General features: G+C 47.0%; 25 protein-coding genes and 1 rRNA gene. 11 read left to right on the top strand and 15 right to left on the bottom strand.

Going from position 1 to position 25,561, the window contains the following annotated elements; all coding sequences use genetic code 11:
• Positions 1-64: 64 nt before the first annotated feature.
• The 4 genes from ACXAGX_RS12160 to ACXAGX_RS12175 all read right to left on the bottom strand — a co-directional run bounded on the left by ACXAGX_RS12160 (position 65) and on the right by ACXAGX_RS12175 (position 5,314).
• Complete coding sequence (locus ACXAGX_RS12160) at positions 65-2,578, bottom strand: putative bifunctional diguanylate cyclase/phosphodiesterase (RefSeq protein WP_474838612.1); 2,514 nt, start codon at positions 2,576-2,578, stop codon at positions 65-67.
• On the bottom strand, positions 2,548-3,735 hold the full coding sequence (locus ACXAGX_RS12165) for a TonB-dependent receptor (RefSeq protein ID WP_474838614.1): 1,188 nt from the start codon (positions 3,733-3,735) through the stop codon (positions 2,548-2,550). The genes ACXAGX_RS12160 and ACXAGX_RS12165 overlap by 31 nt, the downstream gene beginning before the upstream one ends.
• Positions 3,732-4,121, bottom strand: a complete 390-nt coding sequence (locus ACXAGX_RS12170) for a type 2 periplasmic-binding domain-containing protein (protein ID WP_474838616.1) — start codon at positions 4,119-4,121, stop codon at positions 3,732-3,734. Before ACXAGX_RS12170 ends, ACXAGX_RS12165 begins: the two co-directional genes overlap by 4 nt.
• A gap of 179 nt (positions 4,122-4,300) precedes the next feature.
• Positions 4,301-5,314: a glycosyltransferase family 9 protein gene (locus ACXAGX_RS12175; protein ID WP_474838656.1), complete on the bottom strand. Its 1,014-nt coding sequence runs from the start codon at positions 5,312-5,314 to the stop codon at positions 4,301-4,303.
• Positions 5,315-5,407: 93 nt separating this feature from the next.
• On the opposite strand from ACXAGX_RS12175, the gene ACXAGX_RS12180 reads away from it, so the two are divergent.
• Both ACXAGX_RS12180 and coaD read left to right on the top strand, forming a co-directional pair.
• Positions 5,408-6,121, top strand: coding sequence for a 3-deoxy-D-manno-octulosonic acid kinase (locus tag ACXAGX_RS12180; RefSeq protein ID WP_474824136.1), 714 nt, complete (start codon positions 5,408-5,410; stop codon positions 6,119-6,121).
• A gap of 60 nt (positions 6,122-6,181) precedes the next feature.
• Positions 6,182-6,667: a pantetheine-phosphate adenylyltransferase gene (coaD, locus tag ACXAGX_RS12185; RefSeq protein WP_070126089.1), complete on the top strand. Its 486-nt coding sequence runs from the start codon at positions 6,182-6,184 to the stop codon at positions 6,665-6,667.
• 176 nt (positions 6,668-6,843) lie between these two features.
• Here the strand turns inward: coaD and mutM are convergent, their stop codons facing one another.
• The 9 genes from mutM to radC all read right to left on the bottom strand — a co-directional run bounded on the left by mutM (position 6,844) and on the right by radC (position 14,105).
• Positions 6,844-7,653, bottom strand: a complete 810-nt coding sequence (gene mutM / locus ACXAGX_RS12190; protein WP_474838619.1) for a bifunctional DNA-formamidopyrimidine glycosylase/DNA-(apurinic or apyrimidinic site) lyase — start codon at positions 7,651-7,653, stop codon at positions 6,844-6,846.
• 3 nt (positions 7,654-7,656) lie between these two features.
• Positions 7,657-8,139: a hypothetical protein gene (locus ACXAGX_RS12195; RefSeq protein WP_474838621.1), complete on the bottom strand. Its 483-nt coding sequence runs from the start codon at positions 8,137-8,139 to the stop codon at positions 7,657-7,659.
• A gap of 428 nt (positions 8,140-8,567) precedes the next feature.
• Entirely contained in the window at positions 8,568-8,723 is a 156-nt protein-coding gene (gene rpmG / locus ACXAGX_RS12200) for a 50S ribosomal protein L33 (RefSeq protein WP_012516577.1), read from the bottom strand.
• Positions 8,724-8,734: 11 nt separating this feature from the next.
• Positions 8,735-8,971 (bottom strand): 50S ribosomal protein L28, encoded by a 237-nt coding sequence (gene rpmB, locus ACXAGX_RS12205; protein WP_070126092.1) that lies wholly within the window; start codon positions 8,969-8,971, stop codon positions 8,735-8,737.
• A 297-nt stretch (positions 8,972-9,268) separates the two neighbouring features.
• Entirely contained in the window at positions 9,269-11,374 is a 2,106-nt protein-coding gene (locus ACXAGX_RS12210) for a YjbH domain-containing protein (RefSeq protein WP_474838623.1), read from the bottom strand.
• Positions 11,371-12,102 carry a capsule biosynthesis GfcC family protein gene (locus ACXAGX_RS12215; protein ID WP_474838625.1) on the bottom strand — a complete coding sequence of 244 codons (732 nt, stop codon included), beginning with the start codon at positions 12,100-12,102 and terminating at the stop codon, positions 11,371-11,373. The genes ACXAGX_RS12210 and ACXAGX_RS12215 overlap by 4 nt, the downstream gene beginning before the upstream one ends.
• Positions 12,099-12,782, bottom strand: coding sequence for a YjbF family lipoprotein (locus ACXAGX_RS12220; protein ID WP_474838627.1), 684 nt, complete (start codon positions 12,780-12,782; stop codon positions 12,099-12,101). The genes ACXAGX_RS12215 and ACXAGX_RS12220 overlap by 4 nt, the downstream gene beginning before the upstream one ends.
• 123 nt (positions 12,783-12,905) lie before the next feature.
• Positions 12,906-13,259: a hypothetical protein gene (locus ACXAGX_RS12225; protein ID WP_474838629.1), complete on the bottom strand. Its 354-nt coding sequence runs from the start codon at positions 13,257-13,259 to the stop codon at positions 12,906-12,908.
• A gap of 168 nt (positions 13,260-13,427) precedes the next feature.
• A complete protein-coding gene (gene radC, locus ACXAGX_RS12230; protein ID WP_070126096.1) occupies positions 13,428-14,105 on the bottom strand; it encodes a RadC family protein in 678 nt (225 codons plus the stop codon).
• A gap of 145 nt (positions 14,106-14,250) precedes the next feature.
• On the opposite strand from radC, the gene coaBC reads away from it, so the two are divergent.
• Together coaBC and slmA are read left to right on the top strand one after the other, a co-directional pair.
• Positions 14,251-15,456, top strand: coding sequence for a bifunctional phosphopantothenoylcysteine decarboxylase/phosphopantothenate--cysteine ligase CoaBC (gene coaBC / locus ACXAGX_RS12235; RefSeq protein WP_474838631.1), 1,206 nt, complete (start codon positions 14,251-14,253; stop codon positions 15,454-15,456).
• Positions 15,457-15,570: 114 nt separating this feature from the next.
• Entirely contained in the window at positions 15,571-16,158 is a 588-nt protein-coding gene (slmA, locus tag ACXAGX_RS12240) for a nucleoid occlusion factor SlmA (protein ID WP_474824157.1), read from the top strand.
• Positions 16,159-16,244: 86 nt separating this feature from the next.
• Here slmA and ACXAGX_RS12245 read toward each other — a convergent pair whose 3' ends face one another.
• Positions 16,245-17,879: a M28 family metallopeptidase gene (locus ACXAGX_RS12245; protein ID WP_474838633.1), complete on the bottom strand. Its 1,635-nt coding sequence runs from the start codon at positions 17,877-17,879 to the stop codon at positions 16,245-16,247.
• A gap of 133 nt (positions 17,880-18,012) precedes the next feature.
• Between ACXAGX_RS12245 and ACXAGX_RS12250 the strand changes: the two genes are divergently transcribed.
• The 7 genes from ACXAGX_RS12250 to ACXAGX_RS12280 all read left to right on the top strand — a co-directional run bounded on the left by ACXAGX_RS12250 (position 18,013) and on the right by ACXAGX_RS12280 (position 25,410).
• Positions 18,013-18,582: a TetR/AcrR family transcriptional regulator gene (locus ACXAGX_RS12250; RefSeq protein ID WP_474838635.1), complete on the top strand. Its 570-nt coding sequence runs from the start codon at positions 18,013-18,015 to the stop codon at positions 18,580-18,582.
• Between the two features lie 48 nt (positions 18,583-18,630).
• Positions 18,631-18,957 carry a DUF1820 family protein gene (locus ACXAGX_RS12255; protein ID WP_070126101.1) on the top strand — a complete coding sequence of 109 codons (327 nt, stop codon included), beginning with the start codon at positions 18,631-18,633 and terminating at the stop codon, positions 18,955-18,957.
• A 28-nt stretch (positions 18,958-18,985) separates the two neighbouring features.
• Positions 18,986-19,480: a hypothetical protein gene (locus tag ACXAGX_RS12260; RefSeq protein ID WP_474838638.1), complete on the top strand. Its 495-nt coding sequence runs from the start codon at positions 18,986-18,988 to the stop codon at positions 19,478-19,480.
• A gap of 72 nt (positions 19,481-19,552) precedes the next feature.
• Positions 19,553-20,236, top strand: a complete 684-nt coding sequence (locus ACXAGX_RS12265; protein WP_474838640.1) for a recombinase RecA — start codon at positions 19,553-19,555, stop codon at positions 20,234-20,236.
• Positions 20,229-21,629 carry a Y-family DNA polymerase gene (locus tag ACXAGX_RS12270; RefSeq protein WP_474838642.1) on the top strand — a complete coding sequence of 467 codons (1,401 nt, stop codon included), beginning with the start codon at positions 20,229-20,231 and terminating at the stop codon, positions 21,627-21,629. The genes ACXAGX_RS12265 and ACXAGX_RS12270 overlap by 8 nt, the downstream gene beginning before the upstream one ends.
• Before the next feature lies 1 nt (position 21,630).
• Complete coding sequence (locus ACXAGX_RS12275; protein WP_474838658.1) at positions 21,631-24,705, top strand: error-prone DNA polymerase; 3,075 nt, start codon at positions 21,631-21,633, stop codon at positions 24,703-24,705.
• Positions 24,706-24,867: 162 nt separating this feature from the next.
• Complete coding sequence (locus tag ACXAGX_RS12280; protein WP_474838644.1) at positions 24,868-25,410, top strand: acyloxyacyl hydrolase; 543 nt, start codon at positions 24,868-24,870, stop codon at positions 25,408-25,410.
• 68 nt (positions 25,411-25,478) lie between these two features.
• Here ACXAGX_RS12280 and rrf read toward each other — a convergent pair.
• Positions 25,479-25,561, bottom strand: a 5S ribosomal RNA gene (gene rrf, locus ACXAGX_RS12285); the annotation flags it as partial.

Raw genomic sequence — 25,561 nt, forward strand, 5'->3', positions numbered from 1 at the left:
GCTTTACTTGGCAATGTAAAGATATCGCCACACCTAGGCGGGAATGAAATTTATCTGCTGAATATCAAAACACAAACTGATGCTGTGGCGTCAGTGTTTGGCTATCTAATGCGCCAATCCAAACCCCATCGCTTACAGCTTCATTCAACCGTTCCCACAGCTGATTTTCGGGAATGGGTCGGCTAATCAGGTAACCTTGCGCCTGATGACACCGGAACTGCCCAAGCATGGAAAACTGCTCATGTGTTTCCACCCCTTCAGCGATGACCGTTCTACCTAAACTTCGCACTAATGCAATAGTCGATTCGACGATATTGGCATCTTCGGGGTTATCCAACATGCCACGTATGAAACCCTGGTCAATTTTTACCACATTCACAGGCAGTTCTTTGAGGTAGCTCAGTGAGGAGTAGCCGGTACCAAAATCATCCATGGCCACAAGACAGCCCATTTCCTGCAGCGCCTGGCACACGTTAACCGCTAGGTCCATATCGGAGACTAACGCTGTTTCTGTGAGTTCCAATTCCACCATATCTGGTGGGATCTCGAAGGTGTCTAATTGTTCTTTGAGATACGCTGGCAAGGAGTTATCGGTAAACTGGGCCGCAGACATATTGATGGCTATTTTAAGGTCGGGATATCCCGCCATACGCAACTCACTTAGAATACGCAAAGAACGGTTGAGCACCCAATAATCGAGTTCCAGCATAAACGGCGTACTCTCCAGCATCGGAATAAATTCGCCAGGAGAAATGGCACCTTTAATGGGGTGAGACCAGCGGATCAGTGCTTCAAATCCTCTCAGCCGATGGGTTTCGATGTCGATTTTTGGCTGTAAAGCCAAACTGAAATGATGCTCTCGCAGAGCCTCCCGGGCTTCCCGTTCCAGTTCGACTTTGCGCATGACTTTAGCGTTCATCGACGAATCATAAAGCTTAAAGCCACCACCATTCTTTGCCTTCGCTTCATACATGGCAATGTCTGCGTGCCGGAATAATTCCATCGCCGACATGTCTGACTGCGTGGTAGTAGCAGCACCAATACTAGCGGAAACATAGAACTGTAGCTCGTTTACCTGAATAGGCGTCTCGAATTTTTCCAGCACCGTATGCGCGAAAGATTCCACCTTCGACTTTGCGGTAACGCCGTTTAACAAAATAACAAATTCGTCACCGCCGAACCGTCCGACAAAGCCCGCATCGTCTACTGCCTCCACAATCCTTTCAGCAGCAGCAATAATTAACTGATCACCCACATTGTGACCGTGGCTATCATTTACTTTTTTGAAGTCGTCCAAATCAAGAAACAGCAAGGCTGCCATTTTGAGTTCGCGAGTCGCGGTAACAATCTGCTTTTCAATCTGAAAGGTCATCATTGTGCGGTTAGGCAAGCCGGTGAGGCTATCGAACATAGCCATATTTTCCAGCTGTTGGGATGACGCCGCGAGCTTAGACTCTTGTTCTTCAAGCTGCCTGGCGAGATTACTTGCCGTGGCTTCCAGTAAATCCAGTTCATCAGGAAGTATTTTTTTTTCCCATTGCTTTTGGTGACTGCTGCGTATCGCAAACTCTTGGTACCGACGATCTGCTAGCAGTGGTAGCCGGTCTGCCAGTTTGAGCAATTTAATCCGGTACTGCTGAATCATCATCAGCAAAATGGCGGTGAACACGAAAAACAACAACACGGCGGTGCCAATAACCCGGTTCTGGTAGTCGTTTACTGCGCTGATCATGGCCGATATATCGCGCACAAACAAAATGAAATAGTCGGAGTCAGTAAGCGGTAGCAGAGACACCAGTAAGCGTTTGTTATCCGCGGTTACCATCACCCCGCTCTCTTCCATGTTTTGAATTGTAGTGTCTGCTGGAAGGGTGCTAATAACATCCTGAATGACCTTCAAGTTAGACGCAGAAAGGCGACTTACCGGATTTAAAAGCGAGGACGAATCATTTTCCTGGTTGGCCTGTTTCACTACTGCAATTTTATATGCGCTGGTGAACTGCGATAGCGTGGCCAGCATTTCACTGAAACTGGCATTCATAACGATAACCGCCACTTGTTCGTTCTTAATCATTATGGGTGCTGAGACAAACCGGTAGCAGGATTCACGGCAGAGAAAGGCATTCTGAGGTCGCATCTGGTCGCGGGTGTTGCGGACCATGGTGAGTATACTCACAGGCATCATCGCTTCATTGCCGAGTAAGAGGGTATTTTGCGGATTAAACAGCCATAGTTCATTAACGTGCAAACTGACACTAAGCGCATCGGAGGAATCGGCCAGCACTTTCGCCAATTGGTCTTCGAGTAACGTTTCTGTTTGCCCCCATTGCGAGAAGGTTTCGATCCAAACGAGTAGGCGCAAAGCGAACAGCTCGTCAATCAGCGCCAGTTGTTTCTGGTTTTTCAGCTGAAAAGCCCGGTGCTGCTGTTCAACCTCTGCACGAGACTGAGCAATGAGCATCGCTGAAATGGAAACCAGTACAGTAAGCATCATCGCCACGACGATGCTCAGCAACTTCGTTGTAACGGAAACGCGTACCTTCATATTCAGAACCAGTACATCACTTGTATTGCCCACATACGCCAATGCTCTTTGGTTTCAGGGGTATTCTGCGACGATGGCAGGCTAGTAAGTCGCCCAGCGCCGTGCACCCAATGATGCTCAGCCTGAACTCGCCAATGTGGTGCTGGGTCCCACTGAAGTCCAACCGCGATGGTTTTTTCAAACCCGTAGTACGCGGGTACCATGCCTCCTGTCATCGCCTCGAGGACTTCACCATCCCGGTCTTCCCGGTCAGAGATATACATGTCGTAGCTGGTTGTTACGGTGTACGAAGGCGCAATCCGGTAACGCAGTTGTACATAACCGCCTTCTCCCTGCTGGTTCACCATGTAGTCAGGTGCGTATCCGCCTTGGTCTATTCTATGGTTGCGTTGCAGTTCCGTCGCAAACTCCCAATTCTCAGCAAAGTACGCAACGGAAATTGTGTAAAGCTGCACTTCCCTTTCAGCGGCTACGTAAAAGTCAACGGCTGCAGGGTTGTAAGTAAAATCGGAGTCGAGATAGCTCGCACCAATCTGCCAACTGAGAGAGGCAGACTGCCAATAAGCACTGAATTGATGGGCAAAATCTTGCTCCAGTTCACCTTGAGCAATTTCACCGAGCAACGCTTTGGTCTGAAAAGTACTCAATGGTGACTTTCCATAGCTCCAGTTCACTCTGAAACTGCCTTCTTCAGCCGCGTGGTAATAGCGCAGCAGCACGCCATCGCTACCTAACGCCACGTCGCGAAAATTATCGAAGTACAAAGATTGCGGAAGTATGATGGTAGCGCGGGTTTGTGGCACATCGCGGGTTGCAGAATAGAGCCAGTGTGGATTTTTGAATCTACCCACATTGACATTAAGCGTAGCATTGCTGAACTCTGGCAAACGCCAGTCAAGATATAGATAGTCGAGTCTGCCACCCTGCTCGTACCGATTACCGCCGTCGAGATACACCGCCTGGCCCACAAACGCCAAAGACGCATTCACATCGTAACGCATGTTGATACCCAACTCGGTGAGACTAAAACTCACGTCTTCGTTATCGGAAACAAAATCACTGTGCACCGACTGGCTCACCCCTTGAGATAAAAACCCATGCCAGCTAAAGGCTGACTCAGCCGAAGCCGGGAAACCCTGAAGCCCCCCTAACAGCGATATCCCGAGCAACCGCCGTGTATGGAATTTCATGGAATGGCTACCTCCGTGACATTTTCCAATGCTGAGGTGTGGTAGGCATACCCAATTGCTCCAGGAGTATTCTTTACCGCCTCAATAAGTTCGGCCTCGGTTGCTACCGTTTGCGGACGTTCGCCCTGACCGGAGTAAGTGATCTGGTTCCACATACGTTCAAGCTGATACGGGAACATCTTCAGCATTTCTCTGCAGAAATCTTTATGTGCCTCAGTCTGCGCATCAAGCACATAAACTGTTATTTTTGCGCCATCAGACCAGTATTGGGTTCGAGCGGAGAAGATATTGCGGATATCGGTGCGTGAAAATTGCCGTTTTTCCACACCGTTATTGATGATGACAGTCGATTCAATGGCTTTGACGGGTAAACAAACACACAGCAAAAGGCATACGGCAATAACCCGTATAGAAAAGCACTTATTACAAAAGCGAAACCCTATTTTGGAAAGCGCGGACAATTGGCACCTCATCCTTAAAGAAAACGTCTTCAGACGTTATTTTAAAGTGTAGAGGGTTTTAGCCAGATTGCCCGTACGTGACTGAATTAATTGACTGAAGGCAGTTATTTAGCGGCGGTAAGCACCCGATTAATCATTTCTGTTACCGCATCAGTGTTGATTCTGCTCATCAGCGACGTTCCTTTTGCCCTTTTGCCCCAAGGAAGTTGCTTCCAGGACTTGCCGGTTTGCTCTTTGATGCACTCGTCGTATACCGACACCACAAACTCTAAGCTGTTATACGGGCCTGTGCGGCGAGGGTTAGAGTGTGCATACAAACCAATGACCGGCGTGCCCACCGTGGTTGCCATGTGTGCCGGGCCAGTATCAGGGGCGATAACCAGTTCAGCCTGCTTGATTACCATGAGCATATCGTGGAGCGAGGTTTCACCCACGATATCTTTGCTAATGGCATCAGTATGCGATTTGATGGCATCTGCCAGTTTACGGTCTACCGGACCCGGTCCACCGCAAAGCACCACCGCCAGGCCTTTGCTTACAAGATATTCGGCAGCCTCGGCGTAGCGTTCTGGCAGCCAGTTACGCTCTTGCTTACTTGCCGCCGGGCTGATAACCGCAAAGCGCCCCATTTCTTCAGCCAATGCACTGGCGTAGCGCTGAGAGGAATCAGGTACAGGAATGTTCCACTGGGGTTTTGAAGCTTCAGGCAGCCCCAATGCATCACCGAAATCCATAAAGCCGTCTAGCACATGGGCGTGCTCGTGCGCTTTGACCCTCTTATTTGCAAATAGCCAGTGCAGCTCTTTACTTCTGGCCCAGTCGAAACCTATCCGCTGCTTTGCTTTGATCACCCGCGATGCAAGGTTTGCCCGCATCGCCACCTGCATCATTAGCAGCGCATCGAATTGCTCTCCTTGTACCGCCGCTTTTAGATCAGCCACCGCCTGCTTGCCCTGCTTTTTATCGAACACAATAAAGCGCACATCGGGTAGGGTTTTCATTAACTGATATTCAATTTTCCCAATGACCCAGGTGAGCTCTGCTTCGGGCCAGTGTGTTTTTATCCGATGAACTAACGCCGCGGCATGACAAACATCTCCAATGGCCGACAACCTCATCAAACAAATCTTTTTCTTCAAGGAATCACCTCTACAGCTGAAAACTGCGGAATTTTCATTACAATGGCCAATTTACCATATTAATAATAAAGCATGGCGATAAAACACGTTTCCAGCGGCCACCAGCACATGCTGGTCGACAGTCAGTATGAAGGTGCCCTCAGCTTCGACAGCTTTGAGGCTGATTTCTGGCGCCAGCGAAATGCCATTACAGGTCAGGCTAAAGGCCGCGGTACCACGTTATTTTTGAAAGCCGACGAACAGAATTGGGTGTTACGCCATTACCGACGAGGCGGCTTGCCAGGCAAAATATTGTCGGATCAGTATTTCTTTTCCGGTGTCGAGAAATCCCGGCCATTTTGTGAATTCAGATTACTCTTTGCCATGCGAGAGATGGGGCTAAATGTACCCCAGCCGATTGCCGCTAGAACGGTGCAAAGCGGACTCGTCTATCGCGGCGATCTCATTACCGCCATGATCCCCGGCAGCAATGATTTACATGCCATGCTCTGCAATGCGCCGATAGCTGAAGATTTATGGCGTGACATCGGTGTTGCGGTAGCCAAGATGCATCGCGCCGGGGTGTATCATCACGACTTGAATGTTCGCAACGTGATGGTAGATAGCTCTGATACGGTATGGATCATCGATTTTGACCGCTGTGAATGTCGTGACGGCGACAGCTGGAAATCGCAAAATATTGCTCGCTTCCTGCGCTCGCTGGAAAAAGAGAAAAACAAGAACAAGCAGTTTCATTGGCAAAAAACCGATTGGGATGCGTTTATTGATGGCCTGATGTCGGCCTGATTGCATGTCTTTGCGTTAATCGGTAATGTTTCAAACGGGACAACATAAAAGTTAATTACTATGCACACACGAGCCATTTATCCGGGTACTTTTGATCCGATCACAAACGGACACGCCGACCTTATAGAGCGTGCATCACAAATGTTTTCCCGCGTTATCGTAGGGATAGCCTCGAACCCGAGCAAAAAGCCGTTATTCACGCTGGAAGAACGGGTGGAAATGATTAAAGAAGTCACCAAAGACTTACCCAATGTGGAAGTCAGAGGTTTTACCGGCCTGCTGGCAGGTTTTGCCGATGAAATTAATGCCACCATTTTGATCCGTGGACTACGCGCGGTTTCCGACTTTGAATACGAATTTCAGTTAGCGAATATGAATCGTCGCCTGAATCCCAAGTTGGAAAGTGTCTTTCTTACCCCGGCAGAAGAAAATTCGTTTATCTCATCAACGCTGGTAAAAGAAGTCGCGCTACACAAGGGGAAAGTCGACGACTTCTGCCACCCGGTTGTAGTAAAAGCCCTGCAGGAACGTTTTCACGGTAAGTGATGGCAGAGCTATCGGGGCGCCAAAACTTCGTTGGGTGAGGAAGAGCGTGATAAACACGGCGTAAACCCATCCATGGGGCCTCGACTGCCCCATCCCTGCGGCAGACGGTTTATCACGCACTCCCACTCCTCCGCTACTTATTGTGGCTCGTCCGGCTCACCTTACGCCGTCAGCGCTTATTTCTGGCAGTTAGGGCAGTAGAAGGTGTTGCGCTGGCCTATTACTACGCTTTTAATTTCGGTATTACAGATTTCGCATTCCTGACCTGCCCGACCGTACACCCGTAAATGCTGGGCGAAATAACCGGGATTGCCATCGCTCTGGGCGAAATCTTTCAGTGTGGTGCCACCCTGCTCTATGGCTTTAGCCAGCACTTCTTTTATCGCGGATGTTAGCAACGCATAACGCTTTGCGCTCACTCTGCCTGCTGCACGACGTGGATCGATGCCTGACATAAACAGCGCTTCGTTTGCATAAATATTACCAACGCCAACGACCACATCGTTATCCATTATGTAGGTCTTCACCGGGCTCTTTTTACCTTTCGATAATTCCACCAGCCTATCTGTATCAAAATCGTCTGTGAGCGGCTCTGGCCCTAATTTGCTAAGTAGCGTGTGCGTTGCCCCCTTCGGCTGCCACAGACACGCGCCAAAGCGTCGTGGGTCGTTAAAACGTAGGCATTTACCGCTACCGAGTACAATATCAATATGGTCATGTTTGATAGTTGGAAAGTCAGCATCGATAACACGCAATTTTCCAGACATGCCCAAATGCAGAATGATTTCACCGTCGCCCACATCGATGAGCAAATATTTTGCCCGGCGGCGGATGTTCACAATGGTTTTGCCCTCTGCCAAACGGATTTCATCGGGCACTGGCCAGCGCAGACGTTTGTCGCGCACAATGATTTTGGCGATAGTTTGGTTAAGTAGCCAGGGCGAGATACCGAGACGGCTTACCTCAACTTCAGGTAATTCAGGCATGAGTTACAGCTCCGGTTGTTGCCAGGGTAGCAAAGCGTTCAATGAGGCATTGGTAAGACGAAACCACTGATTCTGATATTTCAGCAATGCCCCGTCTCCATCAGCAGAAAGTTCACCAGGATAAAACGCGAAAACCAGACCATCGGATTGCCCTGCCAGCCACACAACCGCAATTATCGGTTCACCGGCAATATCCTCACTATCAGTCTGACTGTGCATCATTGCCTCACGCCACGCGGCAATTTGCTGCTCCGGCGACACAGACGGCGCAGGACCTTCAGTGATCTGTCGCCAGCCCTGGCCGTTACGCACCAGTTGATTCATTCCCTGCTCAATTTTCAGCACATAAGCCTCTTCCGGGATCAGAGGCATAGCCGCAGGCGCTTTCGCTGACGGTAGAAACGTGTCTAAATTAAACAGTGCGATCATAATCAGCATGGCAAAAATCACCACATTGTTCATACCGCGCTGTGACAGAAAGGCCATATTTTAACTCTGTTGTATGTTTTAGCTTAAGAGAATTCCAAACCAACTGTCAGGGCCTATTCAGAAACGAAATGACGCTGAAGCTACATTAGCGGGGTTCAGAAACGAAAATGGCTACCTGTGTCAGCGGGTGTTCATAAACACGGCGTAAACCCATCCATGGGGCCTCGGCTGCCGCTTCCCTGCGGCAGACGGTTTATGAACACCCACTGACTCCGGTGTCCCGCCATTTTCGTTTCTGAAGCCCTTCAACTCTTGTGTACCGCCATTTCGTTTCTGAACATCCACACAACACTGAAACTGAATTCAATCCGCTTAAACATATTCAGTAGGTCCAACACCTATGCCGCCTAAGATAAACTGACTGGTCTCCAAACGCAAAAAACCCGGCAAGAGCCGGGTTTTCGTGGAGACAAAAGCAAGTTTTATTACTTGATTTTTGCCTCTTTGAACATAACGTGCTTACGCACAACGGGATCGTATTTTTTGATCTCCATTTTGCCTGGCATGTTACGCTTGTTCTTGTCAGTGGTGTAGAAGAAACCTGTACCTGCTGAAGAAACTAATTTAATTTTATCACGCATTGTCGGCTTCCTTAGATTTTCTCACCACGGGCACGCATGTCAGTCAGAACTGAATCGATACCCTTTTTATCGATGATACGCATGCCTTTAGCAGACAGACGCAGTTTAACAAAACGATTTTCGCTCTCAACCCAAAAACGGTGAGTTTGAAGATTTGGCAAAAAGCGACGACGAGTCGCATTGCGTGCGTGCGAACGGTTATTACCAACCGCTGGACGCTTACCAGTAACTTGGCATACTCTTGACATTGTATTTGTCTCCAGAACTACAAAACTGTCGCGCCAATCGATCCCACCTAAAAGTCTTCTGGGTCAGTTGACGATATTACGATAAATAAGAGGGCGCATTTTATACAGCAAAAATATGTGCATTTCAATAAAAAAGGCTAAAAACCTTCCAATCGGCACATATTTTTACTTTTTCGCCTTCTCGAGCTGTGCACACACCATGATTTCTCATCCATCGTGCACAATTGGGGGCGCATCATACCACCTAAAAACGATCCTGTAACGATCTGATCGTAGATCTTTCGAACAATGATCAGATCAATCAAAGAATGATGATCGCGGCCCGGTGAAATCAATCAATCTGCCAGGACGTTTAAGCATCTGCCCACCATCTCGTGAGATTGGTACCCATGGGAACGAGCCACGTCCTTTCGACGGCATCAGCGTGAAGAGATCGAGGGGCACTGAAATATAGAAGCCTTTGGTAAAGCTACCTTCACCATACTCTTCTGATGACACATTTGTGATTGCCGCATAAGCGCCTACAATGATGCCACTGTCGAAACGCTTCGCGAAATCGATGTTCACACCCTTATCTTTTGCCAGGAATTGACCCGCGCTCACGGTGAGCATGGTGTCAGGCAGGAACTCAGGCTGCCAATACGCGCTGACATGACCGGTAATGACATCATAATCGAAGAAATCAAACGGTTCATCGTAGTCACGCTGCTTGGCGTAGTTCACGTCAACCCCAAACGCAATGCGGCTGTCTACTGGCTGCCACAACACTTCGCCACCAATACCACCGAACATGGTTTCCAGATAGCCGCCATAAGCCTGTGCGAACACATTATCGCTTAAGCGGTCGTTCCACTGAAGAATAGCAGTATCTAGCCATAAGTCGTTGCTCACGTATTCCCGCACCATGGTGCGCACTCGAGGCAATGTGGAGGTGTCTTGATCGATGCGGAAACTGAACTTATCGAAGTTATCTAACAAGGTAGCTCGTACGCTCGATACAGCCGCCCAGTTTTCATTGAAAGCATAACCGCCGGAGAAGATTAAACCGCCTTGGTATAAATAAAAATCTTCCGGGTTACCGAAGCTCTGGGTGTAAAAGAAATCCACACCTTTAAAGAAGCCGTTGGTACGGTTCGGCTCGTATTTCTCAAGCACGTCTTCAGACGGCGCGACGCGCGTGTAAGTTTGGGTGATATCAGCTTCGATATCTTCATACTTAGCGGCAACTTTGAAGGCATCGGCATCTATTACGGTATCTACCATAGGCAGGCGACCTGCATTTTCCACAATATGATAAGACTTCACCGATTCAGGCAATTCAGAAGCCGCAATGCGACCAATACGATTCACCGCTTCCGCTTTATTGCGATAAGCAATCTGGTTTCCGTAAAAGATTGCCTCGTCTTCTTCTACCGACGCGTCAGTAAGAATAAAACCGCCGTCGTACGCTAAAGAACGATATAGGCGGGACTTATTCAACTCTGCCAGTGAGGCCGCAGGTTTCGCGTCAACGATTTCGCGAGGAGGATCGTCAAACTTCAACTGTTTCGCCGTGTTCATGTTGAAATGATAAGTGACACCGAAGCCAAAGGTATTGCCCCGCTGATAGTTAGCGGTGAAATCAAAATTGTTCCAGCGATACACAGCTCCCACGTTCCAACGGGAATCCTGTTCTAACGCGCCAGCGCGGTCGTACTGGTAGTTATTCCCCTCGAACTCGAGCTTCAGGCGCAGAGGCTCCCAGGGCGTTTGGTATTCTACGCCACCAAATACTGCCATCGGGCCTTTAAAAAACTGATCGTAATCAATTTTACCACCACGCCCGGAAAAGCCTGACGGACGGTCGCAATAACTGTCGCGGATCTTACAAAACGGATTGGTAATATCGTCGGCGGTACCCATGTAACCCCAACCGAGACCAAGGTGAAAGTCGAAAGGACCATAAGCTTTAGAAGCGGTTACGTACTCACTCTCAAAAAAGCCTGTACCACCAAAATCACGAAAACCTAACGAGACTTCGGGGAAATAGTAACCTTCTTCAAGCAATCTGAATTTCACATCCAGGCCTTTGTCTTTTAAGGTTTGGTCGCCGCTGAAACTTGGTACATCGCTGTAAAGGCGCGTTCGTACGTCGGTATAGCGTGCAGTCGCTTGCATCCAGTCGAAAAGCTGCAGGTTAACCGACCAGAAACGATATTCGTTGTTGTCGGTGTAGTTCATGTACAAATCGCCCACCTCACCCATTCTGGATGTTGGCGTTTGAATGAGCCCAGTGCCCCCTTGAACCATTTGAGAAGGTTTCACTTGCAGTGAAACCGCGTCATCACTGAACGCAGATTGACTGACACAAGCCGCCGCTACAGCAATTGCGCACCGCGAGGGCATTCCTTTAAACAACTTCATGGCAACACCCTGTGCACGGCTAGCGCCGCAACTTTCTCATTTAACTCTTCAACGGCTGGCGACAATAACCAACTGAATAATGGTACAAATATCTGACTTCCTGGCATGAGTTGGGAATAAGATTCTCCCCAATATGCCACATTCAGTTTACTCACTTCTCCACGAGGAGAAATCACGTACACAAAATCGGGGTCAGCATAGTTTCGTAATTTTACGCCTTCGGCATAATCTGCCGCAGTATGCTGATTACGGTATTCGTAAGAGCCCGGTGTCGACACCATACCGCTCATCCACACCGCAGTTGGCCTGCCACTTAGGCGCATAATGTAGTTACCGTCCTGAAACATAGGATTCAGACTGGGATCAATCCGTGCGGCGTTTTTGTTTACGGTTACCGGCAATCGCTTAGCCAATGTCCATTGCTGAACCTGCTGACGCAGTGCATTCAGCGCAATGGCTTTATCGTCGTTGACACTTAAATCAACCGCCAATGAATCAATAGATTGCAGCACGTCCTGACGCAGCGACTCGGTATATTCCTGGTCAATTTTGTAGATAGCACTGGCGGGCCAATACCAATCACCATTTTTCGCGTTAACTTGCAGAATAAGTGATAGGCGTACCGGATTAAGATAACGGTAGTGCTGCCCGTTTAAATCGATATCAATCACAGCCAACGCTTTTGCTGACACTACTGCGAATAAAAAGAGCGTGATAAGTCGTTTCATTTTGTTTCGCTCCCGGCATCGATAAGACGTTGCGCCCGACTCAGGAAAGTGATGCGAATCCAGTCGTTCGCAGGCGAAATCTTTTGCTCAGACTTCAGCAATTCACCGCTTGATTTATCAAACCAGTACCGGTTAATCCATGACAGCTCAGACTCATAAAAAGGCTTTGCACCGGTGTACTTCACGTGCTGCTCAATAAGGTTGGTATTGAAGTCATTTGAAAGCACCTTTAGCGATTCCTCACCGGCTCGACGCCAACTTGTCTCTACATCAAGGCCGTATCCGTAGCCTTCAATGTCGGTGATATAATGCCAGTCGGTTTGTGTGGCACTATCAGCCGCCAATGGGTTTGCATTTAAATTAGACTGGTACACCAAATCATTATTTAAGCCATGTGTTTGAACAATGACGTCGTTTTGCAAGAAAAAGAGGGCATTATCCGCAGAACGCCATGTATCAATACCATTTTCAGAGAAAGCAAGCGCCATGATGACTTGATATCGCTCGCCATGCTTAACAGCAATCAAATCCTTTTTGTTATTTCTGATTTTTTCAGGTGATGCGGTGATGTCTCGTTGTTGAAAAGCGAGCTTGATCGAATCGAAGTAAGCTCTGTTTGTATTTGAACACCCTGCGAGAAAAGTGCAGAACGAGAGTAGTAGAAGAATCCTTCGGAACATATTCCTAGACGTCACTATATTTGAAAATTAGCATTTGATGATTAGCACGCGGATGACGGACTTAATGATTGGAAATAAAAAAGCCGCTCCAAAATAGGGCGGCTTTCGAAAAGCATTTAGCAATTACTGCGCAGTAGAAGGTGCGTATGTATAGCTAACTGATACAGGAACTGTGATTGTTACAGTTTGCGTACCAGATACAGTAACAGTTTCAGTCAGAGTAGTAGTAGAACCTACGCAAGAACCGTCAACCAGGTCGTCACCGTCGTTACAAGTTGGGTCAGTACCGTTATCACCATCATCGATGATATCTGCTGAACCGCGGTTGTTACTTACTACAGCTGCAAGAACGCCAGCTACAGCAACACCAGTAGCAATCGCACCAGTGGTTACGCCGCCTTCAGCTCCGTCGTCTTGTGCTACTGCACCAAAAGCCATGGTCGCACCAAGAGCTAATGAAATTAATGACTGTTTCATAATTGTCCTTATTTATAATCCACCGACGCCCTATGCTAAAGTATTAATCAAGAGCTGACCACTCTTTAAACATAGTTTGGTCGTAAAAAATATACGTTTCACATGCTCGCCGCATGGATCGCCGACGATCTGACAGGATCGCAGTCTTCAGTATAGCAAGGATCAAAATTACATCAATCCTTTCTGCGCCAATGAACATATTGTGGCGTCACCCACGATAAAGTGGTCTAACACATTGACGTCTATAAGATTTAAAGCATGTTTCACATCGCGGGTTAATCTTATATCAGCATCGCTAGGGTCTGGTACGCCGGAAGGATGATTATGGACCAAAATTACTGCGGCGGCGTTATCTTCGATTACCTGACGCACTATCTCTCTAGGATACACAGCAGCTGCATTGAGTGTGCCTGAAAATAAGTTTCTAAACGCAATGAGGTGATGCTGACTGTTCAAGCAAAGTATACCGAAATGCTCTTTTTGCTCGTGCCTTAGGGTTGTGAGCAAGAAATCTTCTACGTCACTCACCTGATTAAAAACCGGACGTTCTTGTAAAGTCGACTCTAATACCCGTCGCGAAATTTCTTTTACTGCTGTTAACTGGGCAACCTTCATTTCTCCAACGCCTTTGATATTGCAAAGCTCGGTTTTGCTTGCATGTACGATACTACGCAAGGAACCGAGTTGTTCGAGTAGCTCGTGGGCAATGCACAGCGCCCCCTGCCCGCCAATACCGCTGCCAAATAACACAGCGAGTATTTCAGCATCACTCAATGAAGATGCACCTTTAATAAATAGTTTTTCTCTGGGCCTTTCCATGAGTGGCCAGGAGCGAATATCTAGCATGATTTAACCTCTCTTCAATATGCTCATAGCCTATAGCCGGTTCGGTAAACTCACTACTGTCTGAAATGACAGATCTCATGCACATTGTCGTGAGCGGCAAACATCTGGTAGTCTTGTTTTAATCTAACTGGTTAAATACTGTACTATGCAATTGTTCAATAAAAAGATTTTAGTGGGTGTAACCGGCGGCATTGCCGCTTATAAAACGCCGGATCTAGTTAGAAAATTGAAGGCAGAAGGTGCCGATGTCAGGGTTGTCCTCACGAAAGGCGCTGCAGAGTTTGTTAGCGCCCTTTCATTGCAAGCCGTCTCCGGAAATCAGGTGCATAGCCAGTTGCTAGATGAACAAGCTGAGGCAGGCATGGGCCATATTGAACTGGCTAAATGGGCGGATATATTGCTGGTAGCTCCAGCCACCGCGCACTGTATGGCTAAACTGGCGCACGGACTAGCCGACGACTTACTCTCTACCCTTTATCTCGCAACCACGGCCAAAGTATTTATTGCACCGGCGATGAACCAACAGATGTGGCGAGCGCGTCCAACCCAGGACAATTTTCACAAGCTACAACTTCAGGCGATCAACTTCATTGGCCCCGCAGCAGGCGAGCAAGCGTGCGGAGATGTCGGTCCTGGCAGAATGGCTGAGCCAGAAGACATTGTTTCTGCACTCATCGCTGCATCATCAGGCCACCTTTTAGCAGGAAAAAAGGTTGTCATTACCGCCGGTCCCACCCGGGAACCTATCGATCCGGTACGCTACATTTCCAATCATAGCAGCGGCAAAATGGGATACGCTGTCGCACAAGCGGCAGCCGAACAAGGTGCTAACGTTGTTCTGGTTTCAGGACCCGTGTCTTTAGCTACGCCTCCCGCCGTAAAGCGGGTAAATGTAAGCTCAGCTGAAGACATGCTGAAAGCGGTACAGGCAGAAATGCGTGATACCGATATCTTTATTGCAGCGGCAGCGGTAGCCGACTATCGCATAGCCCATCAAGCGGCCAATAAGATAAAGAAATCCAATGATGAGTTAACACTTACTTTTGTTAAAAACCCTGATATTCTTAAAACTGTGGCTGCGCTTTCACCCGCCCCCTTTACCGTTGGCTTTGCAGCGGAAAGTCAAAATGTGGAAGAATATGCCAGAGGAAAGCTGGAAAAGAAAAACCTCGACATGATTGCCGCTAATGACATCACCGTTGAAGGTCTCGGCTTTAACAGCGATAAAAATGCGCTACATGTAATCTGGCAGGATGGAGATAAAAAACTACCACCAGCCCCCAAGACCACACTAGCCGAACAGCTAATTGGCCTGATTACAAAACAATATAATAATAAACAATCAAAATAATGGTTTGCTGGTCGATAACGTTTTCTGCGTGACCAAATAAATAAAAACAAACCACTTAAAATGGAACATGGACCTGCGTATTTCGGGTCCGGTAGCAGAGGAAACACTCGCCTTATGCCTGCGGTAAAGAAACCTAATCGCCGAGCTCAGATCCTGCAAGCCCTGGCCGGTATGCTGGAAACCAATCAGGGCCAGCGTATTACAACAGCTAAACTCGCCGAAAAAGTCGGTGTATCAGAAGCAGCGTTGTACCGTCATTTTCCAAGTAAAGCCCGCATGTTTGAAGGGTTAATAGAATTTATAGAAGAAACGTTATTCTCACGTATCAACAAAATTCTTAACGAAGAAAAAGATTCAGCTGCCCGTTGTCAGTTAATCCTGCACCTTATGCTGGGCTTCGCAGAGAAGAATCCGGGCATTACCCGCATCCTCAATGGTGATGCGCTGATGGGTGAACAGGACCGCCTGAGAGCTCGCATTGCAAAACTGTTCGAAAGACTGGAAACCCAGCTCAAGCAAATTCTCAGAGAGCGTAAACTGCGCGAGGGTCGCACACTGGCGGCTGACGAAGGCGTGGTAGCTAACATGATGATTTGCTATGTAGACGGACGCATCAACCAGTTTATTCGCAGCGGCTTTACCCGCAAGCCAACGGAGCAGTTCTCTGAACAGTGGCAGATGTTTAAGCAGGTCTTTATCTAAATAAAAAAGGAGCGCTGAGATAATGAATCAAAGCGCTCTTTTTGTTTTAGCTTTCCTAACACTCTGTAGCAGTTATCACTGAACGCTTACTGCCCAAAAGTATTTCCGAAGAAGTCCCCTTCGTTCCACTGAGGTCGTTGTGCTTGAGTAGCCAACGTGAGACCAATCTCAGCGTTTACCTGTGTGAAAGTCTTCGCTGCGTCCCAGTTAAAAGGCTGATTCACATCATCACTTGGCTTGTGATAATGGGTCGATAAAAATTCACCAAATATCTTACTGCCGTCGACATCAGGATCTTTCGACTGTAACCCTGGCACCATAAATACTGAAGGCACACCCTGTTTTACAAATGCGTAGTGATCAGAGCGAGTAAACAACGCTTGTTGCGGCCAAGGATCATCACTTAACGTAATGCCGGCGTTACCTGCCGCTTCCTCTACCGACTTTTTCATATCACTGTGACTTGCACCAAAAGCAATAACGTCAGCAAACGGGTAAGTCAGGATAGGCATATCCAGATTCACATCGGCAACCATCGAGGTAACAGGTACGGTTGGGTTGCGGGCAAAGTAATCCGCTCCCAGCAAGCCTTTCTCTTCACCGGTTACCGAAACAAACAGAATTGAACGCTTTGGTTTCTGTTCCAGATTACTAAATAAACGGGCAGTCTCTAACATAACCGCAGTACCAGACGCGTTATCCATGGCACCATTGTTGATGTTGTCTTTTTTCACCGTCTGCGCGAAACCAATATGATCAGAGTGCGCAGAGAAAACTACATATTCATTTTTCAGTTCAGGATCGCTGCCTTCTACCACGCCAACCACATTAGGACTGACAATCTGCGAATGCAGGCTCTTCTTCGAAAGCGAAATCTGTCCTGGAATAGCAAATCCTTTCGGTGACTTATCTTCTTCGAGAGCCGCATAGATATCATTCAGCGATACCGGAGCGTTAGCAAAAAGCTGCTCAGCGGCTGGCATACTCAAAAAAGCACTGCCTTTTAATTGTTCGAACGTGTTGGCTGGTACACCTTCATCATTAAGCCACGCCATTCTCGGCGTATGAATATAATTAAGCTGGCTCTGATAAGGGCGTACTTTTTCAGCAATGGGAGTAGACAAGGTAATCATGCCAATGGCACCACGCTCAGCGGCATAACTTTGCTTTTGGTATCCAGAACCAAAGTGCGCCCCTTCTTCACTAGGAAAAGAAGCCGGTTTACCCGATAACACAACGACAATTTTGCCGTCTACGTCGAGATCGGCATAGTCGTTATGATTTAACTCTTCCGCCACAATCCCATAGCCCACAAAAACCAACTCACCTTTCACGTTGGATTCCAAAGACAATAAATCAGGGCCGGTAATAAAGTCCTTCGGATAAGACAATGAAAAGCTACCGCTCTCACTTTCAAAATCAAATGACGGCGATTCTTGTACTAAGTTTGCTTTACGGAACGGAACAGGCTGCATAAAACCTTCTGTTCCTGCTGGCTTCAATCCGTATTTGGCAAATTCAGTGGCAATGTAAAGTGCCGCGATGTTATGGCCCCGGGAGCCGGTATCTCGCCCTTCCAGTAGATCATCTGCCAGGAAATAAAGGTGGGATTTAATTCTGTTCGTATCTGGAGAGAAATGGCTCTCCGGTGCATTATCTTGTGCGCTAGCGGCCAGCGACGATAACGCAACCAAACTGCCCAGAAGGATTTTTTTAATCATAATAGTCTTCAAACTGCTTAAACCACGAGCATGTTAACCTAGAGACTGATATAAGCAAGGTGAATAACGATATCCCTTGATAGTTCTATGGTTTACGCTACGCTGAATAGAGGGACTGACAGAAATATACCTTATGCCAAGAAGCGCACAGTACGACATAGAAGAAATTCTCCAGCAAGCCGTGGACATATTCCTCGAGTATAGCTTTCATGGCGCGATCATGGATGAAATCATTGCCCGAACCTCGTTCAATCGGCGGGGGTTTTATCTTGAATTCGGCTCTAAACAACAGTTTCTTTATAAGGTACTTGAGCACTATCAAACCACGCAATTGATGCCTGTTGTAAATGAACTTGAGACACACCAAGGCATCACCGCGATCAATACTTTCTTTCTGCGTTACATTCCTTTGGTTTACAGCCGTGGTTGCCTGCTAATAAATTGTGTATGCGAACTCGGCAAACAAGACGCTACAGTAAGGGAAATGGGCAGACATTATCTCGACAGGCTTCAACTGGACTTCATCGGTTGTCTTGAAAAGGCGCGTCTTAACGGTGAAATCAAAGCGGAAATCAATATTGAGTCTGCTGCGTTGCAACTTACCAGCTACGTGCAGGGTTTTGCCGTGAATGGCATTCTTGCTGAAAATAAAGAAGAGATGGTCATTGCCACTGAAGCCTTATTAACCCCATTGCAGCTTTAGTTAATTATCGTAAAATCATGCTCCCGTTGTCACATCAGGTTTTTCAACATGAGCAGTAATGAACCTATTTATCGCATTCAGTTCATCAGCAATGGCGAACGTTATGAACTGTATGTTCGAGAACTTAGCCAGGGTAGTCTTTTTGGCTTTGTCGAAATTGGAAATTTTGTCTGGGACAACCACACAAGTCTGGTGGTAGATACCAGTCATGAAAAACTGAAGTCAGAATTCTCCGACGTCGAAAGAACTTATATTCCAATGCACAATGTTCTTCGCATAGATACGGTTAAAAAGCAGGGAACTGCTAAGATTACTCAACTTTCCGATAAGGTAACCGCATTCCCGGGCCCTATTTATACGCCAGGGAAAGATTAATCATTACAACGAATCAGGAGGCAGTTCATTGTTAGCATTCAGCATTATCGCCGTGTTAGTTCTGATCCTGATTTTTTTTGTTTTTAAAGTACAAAGTCTGCATAAACAAATCAGTGCAAACCGTGGTCTTGCCAGGCAAAACGCTGAAAAAGCCAACACCGCTTATTCGGTGCTTAGCATCACAGCCAGAACACTACAGAAAATCTTCACCGAGAGAGTTGAACAGGCCAGCAAGAAGGGGTTGATAAGCGGCAAAAATTACGAGGTTATGATGCTCATCACGAGCTCATCAGCCAAAATAATATTTGATGCCTGTGAAAAGGGCCTTTCTATTGAACAAGCACTCACCGTTGCAATCAGAGACTCAGAACTCAGCATGGATGATATTAAAGCCATGATGCAGGAACAGCCTAATGATGTACGCATAAGTTGGGTACAAAATCATGCTGATGGCTTTATAAAAGCTTGCGATATCATGACCCTGTCTTTATTGACGCCACGGGCATCTAGCCCACAAGAATAAATTCCCATCAGACACGTATTGATCAATCCATTCTTCTGCCTATAATACTGTATATATATACAGGTAAATTATATGGCAAGTCTCCTTTCTTTAGTTGAAAAGCACCCCGCTATATGGCGTGGAAATCAAGCTCCTATCGGTCAGTCTCGCAGGCTGGCCACGGGATACTTGCCGCTGGATGAAGCTATTCTTGGAGGCTTCCCTGAATACGGCGTTGTGCGTATAAGTGGGCGCACCGGCATTGGCGAGCTTTCGTTGCTAAAAAATGTTTTTACGCAAACAGGTGAAAACGCTTTTTACCTGTTTGTAAATCCTCCGGGGGTTTTGATTACAAATAGTCTACGCAGGGTAAATGTCGTGCCGGAAAATGTGCATGTGGTGTCGACCTCCTCTGAATTAAGCCTCTGGGCGGCTGAAGAGGCCATAAAATCAGCTTCATGCTCGGTATTACTGCTTTGGTGCGAACGTACCAACGCAGCTCAGGTTAGACGCCTACAAGTGGCCGCTGCACAACATGAGTGTCTGGTGGTCATTTTTGAACCCGAAAATCAACGATCCGCAGCTCTGCCGGTACCGCTGGATTTGACTATTACTGCCATAGACGAAGGTCTACAGGTCAATATACGCAAGCTTCAGGGCGGCTGGCCGAAGCAAAACATTGTCGTGCCTATCAGCTTCACGCCAAATAACACCACAATCACTAGCTTGATGCGTAAGTATTCCGTGCATTCACAAGACGATGCCCTACATGGCTAGGCAACGATGGCTGTGCCTGCATTTCTTTCGGTTAACCCTTGATAACGCCAAGGCGAATGGCAGCGTGCCTTATGAACAACCAGCAGTGGCTTACCATCAGGCTAGCAACAATGTGCTGCAGGTAAATAACTGTGCCCGTAAAGTGGGTATTGAAGTCGGTATGGGGCTGGCCCATGCTGCGGCATTATGTGAAAACCTCACTGTCATCGACTATGTCGAAGAGATAGAACAATCACAACTTCGGCTTCTGGCTGCAAGTCTCTATCAATGCGCAGCAGAAATTTCCCTGCAACCACCCTGTCGTCTTTTCATTCGTATTGATAATTTAGTCCGGTATTACGGCGATTATCAACAAATCTGGCTAGCAATAAAGAAGACGCTGCTTCAAAGAAAAGTTAACTTCATTTTTGCCTGTGGCTGGAGCCCTGAGAACGCTGAAGCACTGGCAAAAAGGGGGCAGAGTTCTTTTCTCTTATGCGATAAGAAAATAGAGAACATGTTGGGTGCGTTACCTGTACAAGCCTTGTCGATTGCAGATAAACACACCAACTCCCTTCAACGAGCCGGGATTCATCATGCAGGAGAACTACTGAAATTGCCTCCTACCGAGTTAGGTAAGCGTTTCGATAGCGAGCTGCTCAAATACCTTTTTGCGCTACGCGGTGAAAGTCAGCCTCAGCGGTTGTTTTATCATCCACCCGCGAACTTTTCTCATTCGGTACTCTTATCTTACGAAGTAGAAGATGCCACACGTTTGCAGCGATACATCGATCAATGCCTCAGAGATATGGAATTATTTCTGCGCCTGCGGAATGCCGGTAGCCAGGCGATTAACATTACTCTGTATTTTCGCGAAGCGCCTGAAATGCCAATATCAGTCCGCAAATCTGATGTCCGTTTTAGTTTTTCAGAGTGGCAGCAACTGATTAAACTCAAGCTTGAAACCCTTGAGCTACCCGCACCCGTTACGCATTTTGAATTTAGCAGTGAAAAGCCACAATCTTATGCGGCAGACACTGCTGACTTCTTCAATTCCAGAAAGCATCTTTTTGCCCGCCAACTTCTATTCGGTCGACTGGCAGCGAGACTGGGCGAAGACGCGATATCGGCACCTCACACATTACAGGATCACCGTTTTACATCAGGTGTTGAAAGTGAGTCCGATAATACGCAGGACAATCTCGAAGAATTTACCCCAACCTACTTGCTGAAACACCCGCAGCCGCTTACCGATTCCCCAAATATTGAATTTGGGCCCGTCAGAATTGAGTCAGGTTGGTGGGATGAAAATAAAGAAAAACGTGACTACTTCATCGGCAGAAATCAACACGGTCAGCGCATTCAAATCTTCCGGGAAAATGGTAACTGGTTCTTAAATGGCTGGTATGCCTGACATGCAATACGCGGAACTGGTTTGCCAAAGTAATTTCAGTTTTCTTACCGGCGCATCCAGCCCGGAAGAACTGGTTACAACTGCGTCATTTATGGGCTACGAAGCATTGGCTATCACCGACGAATGTTCCGTGGCAGGCGTTGTTAGAGCGCATAGCGAAATTAAACGGCATAATTTGCCGGTTAAGTTAATAACGGGCAGTTTATTTACCCTTAGTGACACATTAACCTGCGTATTACTTTGTCCAACTAAAGCGGCTTATAGCGAACTGTGCCGCATCATAACGAATGCGAGAAGACGAAGCCCAAAGGGTGAGTACCAACTGGCTGAATGGGATTTAAAAACCATTCAACACTGCCTCATCATCTGGCTTCCTGATAAAGATCCTGCATTAAATGAGCACTGGGCTAAGTGGCTACTGAGGCATCATCAATCAAGAGTTTGGATTGGCGCGCAGCGACGCCTGGATGGCCATGATCACATCCGGTTTGCGGAATACGAGCGTTTACATACAGACTATGCGCTGCCCATCACCGCGTGCAGTCATGCTTTATTCCATCACAATGATCGGCTGGCTTTGCAGCAAGTTATGCACGCCATTAGAAATAACACCACAGTAGAAAAGCTAGGACAAAGTGCGATTTCCAATGCTGAACAAAGTTTAAGACCACTGATTAAGTTAAAAAAACTGCTGCCTTCAAAGTGGCTGGCAGAAAGTGTGCGAATTGCTTCACTATGCACATTCAACTTAGATGAGCTTCGTTATCAGTACCCATCAGAATTAGTCCCTGATGGCTACACCGCAATCTCTTACCTTCGAGAGTGTGTTGAGGCCGGTATTCTTCGTCGCTTTTCTGAAGGGATTTCACCCGCAATCCGGGCCACCATTGAAAAGGAACTACAACTTATTGAAGAACAACAGTACGAATACTTCTTCCTGACGATTTTCGATATTGTTCAATTCGCCCGAGATAACCGCATTTTGTATCAAGGGCGAGGTTCAGCGGCCAATTCAGTAGTGTGTTATTGCTTGGAGATTACTGCCGTCGATCCTCGGCAAATAAACGTATTGTTTGAACGCTTCATTTCCAAAGAAAGGGATGAGCCACCCGATATAGATGTAGACTTTGAGCACAGTCGCCGCGAAGAAGTCATTCAATATATTTACAGTAAGTACGGCAGGGAGCGAACCGCCCTTGCTGCCACCGTGATTTCCTTTCGTTTTAAAAGCGCCTTCCGTGAAGTGGGTAAAGCTCTAGGCTTTGCTGAGTCGCAGCTCGATTATGTGATTAAAAACATCAATCGCCGTGACCGTACGGTTCCCTGGCAAACGCAAATTGAAAACTGCGGCCTGTCGTCTGCTAACAGCAAGGTTAAGCAATTAATCAGTTTAGTGGAACAAATTGTCGGATTCCCCCGTCATCTTTCTCAGCATGTTGGCGGCTTTGTCATTTCAGCCGGACCACTTTATGAACTGGTGCCCGTGGAAAATGCGGCTATGTCTGAGCGAACAGTAATTCAATGGGATAAAGATGATCTTGAAACACTCGGGCTTTTGAAAGTCGATGTGCTCGCCCTTGGCATGCTTACCGCTATTCGCAAAGCGTTTGCGCTGATCAATAAACAATATCCTCAGGAAGTATCCATTCCTTTTATTACGCGATTAGGTGACGACCAGCAGGTATACGATATGATCTGCGAAGCCGACACCGTGGGTACCTTTCAGATTGAATCACGGGCACAAATGACCATGCTGCCCCGACTCAGGCCACGCTGCTATTATGATTTGGTTGTGCAGATAGCTATCGTACGGCCTGGCCCTATTCAGGGAGACATGGTGCACCCTTACTTGCTACGTAGACACGGCAGAGAAACCGTGTCTTACCCTTCAGAGGAAGTAAAAAGTGTGCTTTCAAGAACCATGGGAGTGCCGATATTTCAAGAACAGGTAATACAACTCGCCATGGTTGCAGCTGGTTTCTCTGGGGGTGAAGCCGACCAGCTTCGCCGTGCAATGGCAAGCTGGAAAAAAGACGGTCGTATTTATGAGTTTCGAGACAGACTTATAAAAGGCATGACAGGTAGAGGTTACTCTGAAAGTTTTGCCGAACAACTATTTGAGCAAATCAAAGGGTTTGGTGGGTATGGCTTTCCCGAGTCACATTCCGCGTCATTTGCAGTGCTTGCTTACGTGTCCTGTTGGTTGAAGCATTACTTCCCAGCTGAGTTTTATATTGCGCTGCTAAATAGCCTTCCCATGGGATTTTATTCTGCCAGCCAACTGATTCAAGATGCCAGGCGACACCGTATCCCCGTGCTACCGGTATGTATAAATGCATCTGAAGTAGAGCATACTTTAGTATTTAATAATGGGGACAAAGCAATAAGGCTAGGCATGAATCTGGTAAAGAACTTATCCTCCGAAGCAATACAAACACTTTTGACGAACAGGCCTTCTTCAGGATTTAAAACCCTCGATCACATTAAACAACAGGCCGTATCTGAAAAAGATTTATCAGCACTTGCCAGTGCAGATGCTTTCTCTTCTATCGCAGGAAACCGTTATCAGGCAAGATGGCAAATGATGAACAGCCACACTTCCCTCCCCTTGTTCAGAAATAGTGCCGAACAGTTGCCTTTCGACTTTTTGCCAAATGACACCGATTCTTTGCTTGAAGATTATGCATCTACATCTTTATCACTGAAACATCACCCGATAGAGTTAGTGCTAAGAAAACATGCAATAAAAAATCTTCGATTGGCTAATCAACTTAATGAATGTGACAACCGATCGGTTATACATGTTATTGGCTGCGTAACGTGTAGGCAGTCACCCGGTACGGCCTCAGGCGCAACTTTTTTCACTTTGGAAGACCATACCGGCAATATGAATATTGTGGTGTGGCAAAACACAGCCAGACATCAACAACAAGCCTACCTGAAAGCCCAACTTTTGCAGGTAGACGGCATTCTCGAACGTTCGCCAGAAGGCGTTATTCATATTATTGCCGGCAAACTTACTGATCGAACAGATTGGTTGGACTCTATTAACGTTCGATCAAGAGACTTTCACTAATCTTTAAGTTGACTAGGCAATGAAATATTTTCTAATCTTTACCCAAATTTACAAACACTAACGAATGTTAATATATTAGCGTAACATTAAGTTATTGATTTTAAATGCACGTTCCTCTGGTCTGTATTTTGCCTTTTGTATGGTAATACCTGAGGAGGAATCATGCTTTTTGTTCGTCGAAACTTATTCATCGCAATCATACTCACCGCCTTTTCACTAAGTGCCCATGCCGGCAGGCAAGCTGTCGCTGTCGATTACTTACACGGCTCAGACAACATTGACGGAGTTCGACTTGCCTATCGTCCTTTGTCTTATGATCTCTACACTGATTGGTTTGGTGACATTAAACTTTATTGGGAAGCCAGCTTTAATATATGGGAGTATGGTGAAGATAACAGCCATGCCACCAACCTTGCTGTCGCCATTTCCCCTGTTATCATGAAACGACTTACAACCGTCTATGACAAGTATCCTCTTTACCTTGAAGCAGGCATTGGCGCCAGCTTAGTAAACGACAGACACTTTGCAGGAAAAAATATTGGTTCACATTATCAGTTCGAGGATCGTCTAGGCTTTTTGCTGAGTCTCGATGAACAAGAGAATAACCAGATAGCATTACGCTATATGCATTACTCAAATGGTGGTTTAAACAGCGACAATCCAGGACTCGATTTTCTGAACGTGTCTTATTCTTATCATTTTTAAAACGTTATTTTATACGGCTTTAAACGCAAAAAGCCCGCTCGAATGAGCGGGCTTTTTCATAATTGGGAGCCTGACGGTGTGCTACTCTCACATGGGGAAGCCCCACACTACCATCGCCGCTAACGCGTTTCACTTCTGAGTTCGGAATGGG

Source organism: Alteromonas sp. ABV4_515 (assembly GCF_056160345.1).

Bases quoted from the DNA above. Each gene is read 5' to 3' on its own strand.
- slmA (WP_474824157.1), top strand. From the start codon at position 15,571: ATGCCTGCGGTAAAGAAACCTAATCGCCGAGCTCAGATCCTGCAAGCC.
- ACXAGX_RS12175 (WP_474838656.1), bottom strand. From the start codon at position 5,314: ATGAGGTTGTCGGCCATTGGAGATGTTTGTCATGCCGCGGCGTTAGTT.
- ACXAGX_RS12270 (WP_474838642.1), top strand. From the start codon at position 20,229: ATGGCTAGGCAACGATGGCTGTGCCTGCATTTCTTTCGGTTAACCCTT.
- ACXAGX_RS12255 (WP_070126101.1), top strand. From the start codon at position 18,631: ATGAGCAGTAATGAACCTATTTATCGCATTCAGTTCATCAGCAATGGC.
- ACXAGX_RS12225 (WP_474838629.1), bottom strand. From the start codon at position 13,259: ATGAAACAGTCATTAATTTCATTAGCTCTTGGTGCGACCATGGCTTTT.
- mutM (WP_474838619.1), bottom strand. From the start codon at position 7,653: ATGCCTGAATTACCTGAAGTTGAGGTAAGCCGTCTCGGTATCTCGCCC.
- ACXAGX_RS12265 (WP_474838640.1), top strand. From the start codon at position 19,553: ATGGCAAGTCTCCTTTCTTTAGTTGAAAAGCACCCCGCTATATGGCGT.
- rpmG (WP_012516577.1), bottom strand. From the start codon at position 8,723: ATGCGTGATAAAATTAAATTAGTTTCTTCAGCAGGTACAGGTTTCTTC.
- ACXAGX_RS12275 (WP_474838658.1), top strand. From the start codon at position 21,631: ATGCAATACGCGGAACTGGTTTGCCAAAGTAATTTCAGTTTTCTTACC.
- rpmB (WP_070126092.1), bottom strand. From the start codon at position 8,971: ATGTCAAGAGTATGCCAAGTTACTGGTAAGCGTCCAGCGGTTGGTAAT.
- ACXAGX_RS12220 (WP_474838627.1), bottom strand. From the start codon at position 12,782: ATGTTCCGAAGGATTCTTCTACTACTCTCGTTCTGCACTTTTCTCGCA.
- ACXAGX_RS12250 (WP_474838635.1), top strand. From the start codon at position 18,013: ATGCCAAGAAGCGCACAGTACGACATAGAAGAAATTCTCCAGCAAGCC.
- ACXAGX_RS12280 (WP_474838644.1), top strand. From the start codon at position 24,868: ATGCTTTTTGTTCGTCGAAACTTATTCATCGCAATCATACTCACCGCC.
- ACXAGX_RS12215 (WP_474838625.1), bottom strand. From the start codon at position 12,102: ATGAAACGACTTATCACGCTCTTTTTATTCGCAGTAGTGTCAGCAAAA.
- ACXAGX_RS12245 (WP_474838633.1), bottom strand. From the start codon at position 17,879: ATGATTAAAAAAATCCTTCTGGGCAGTTTGGTTGCGTTATCGTCGCTG.
- ACXAGX_RS12165 (WP_474838614.1), bottom strand. From the start codon at position 3,735: ATGAAATTCCATACACGGCGGTTGCTCGGGATATCGCTGTTAGGGGGG.
- coaBC (WP_474838631.1), top strand. From the start codon at position 14,251: ATGCAATTGTTCAATAAAAAGATTTTAGTGGGTGTAACCGGCGGCATT.
- ACXAGX_RS12210 (WP_474838623.1), bottom strand. From the start codon at position 11,374: ATGAAGTTGTTTAAAGGAATGCCCTCGCGGTGCGCAATTGCTGTAGCG.
- radC (WP_070126096.1), bottom strand. From the start codon at position 14,105: ATGCTAGATATTCGCTCCTGGCCACTCATGGAAAGGCCCAGAGAAAAA.
- ACXAGX_RS12180 (WP_474824136.1), top strand. From the start codon at position 5,408: ATGGCGATAAAACACGTTTCCAGCGGCCACCAGCACATGCTGGTCGAC.
- ACXAGX_RS12195 (WP_474838621.1), bottom strand. From the start codon at position 8,139: ATGGCCTTTCTGTCACAGCGCGGTATGAACAATGTGGTGATTTTTGCC.
- coaD (WP_070126089.1), top strand. From the start codon at position 6,182: ATGCACACACGAGCCATTTATCCGGGTACTTTTGATCCGATCACAAAC.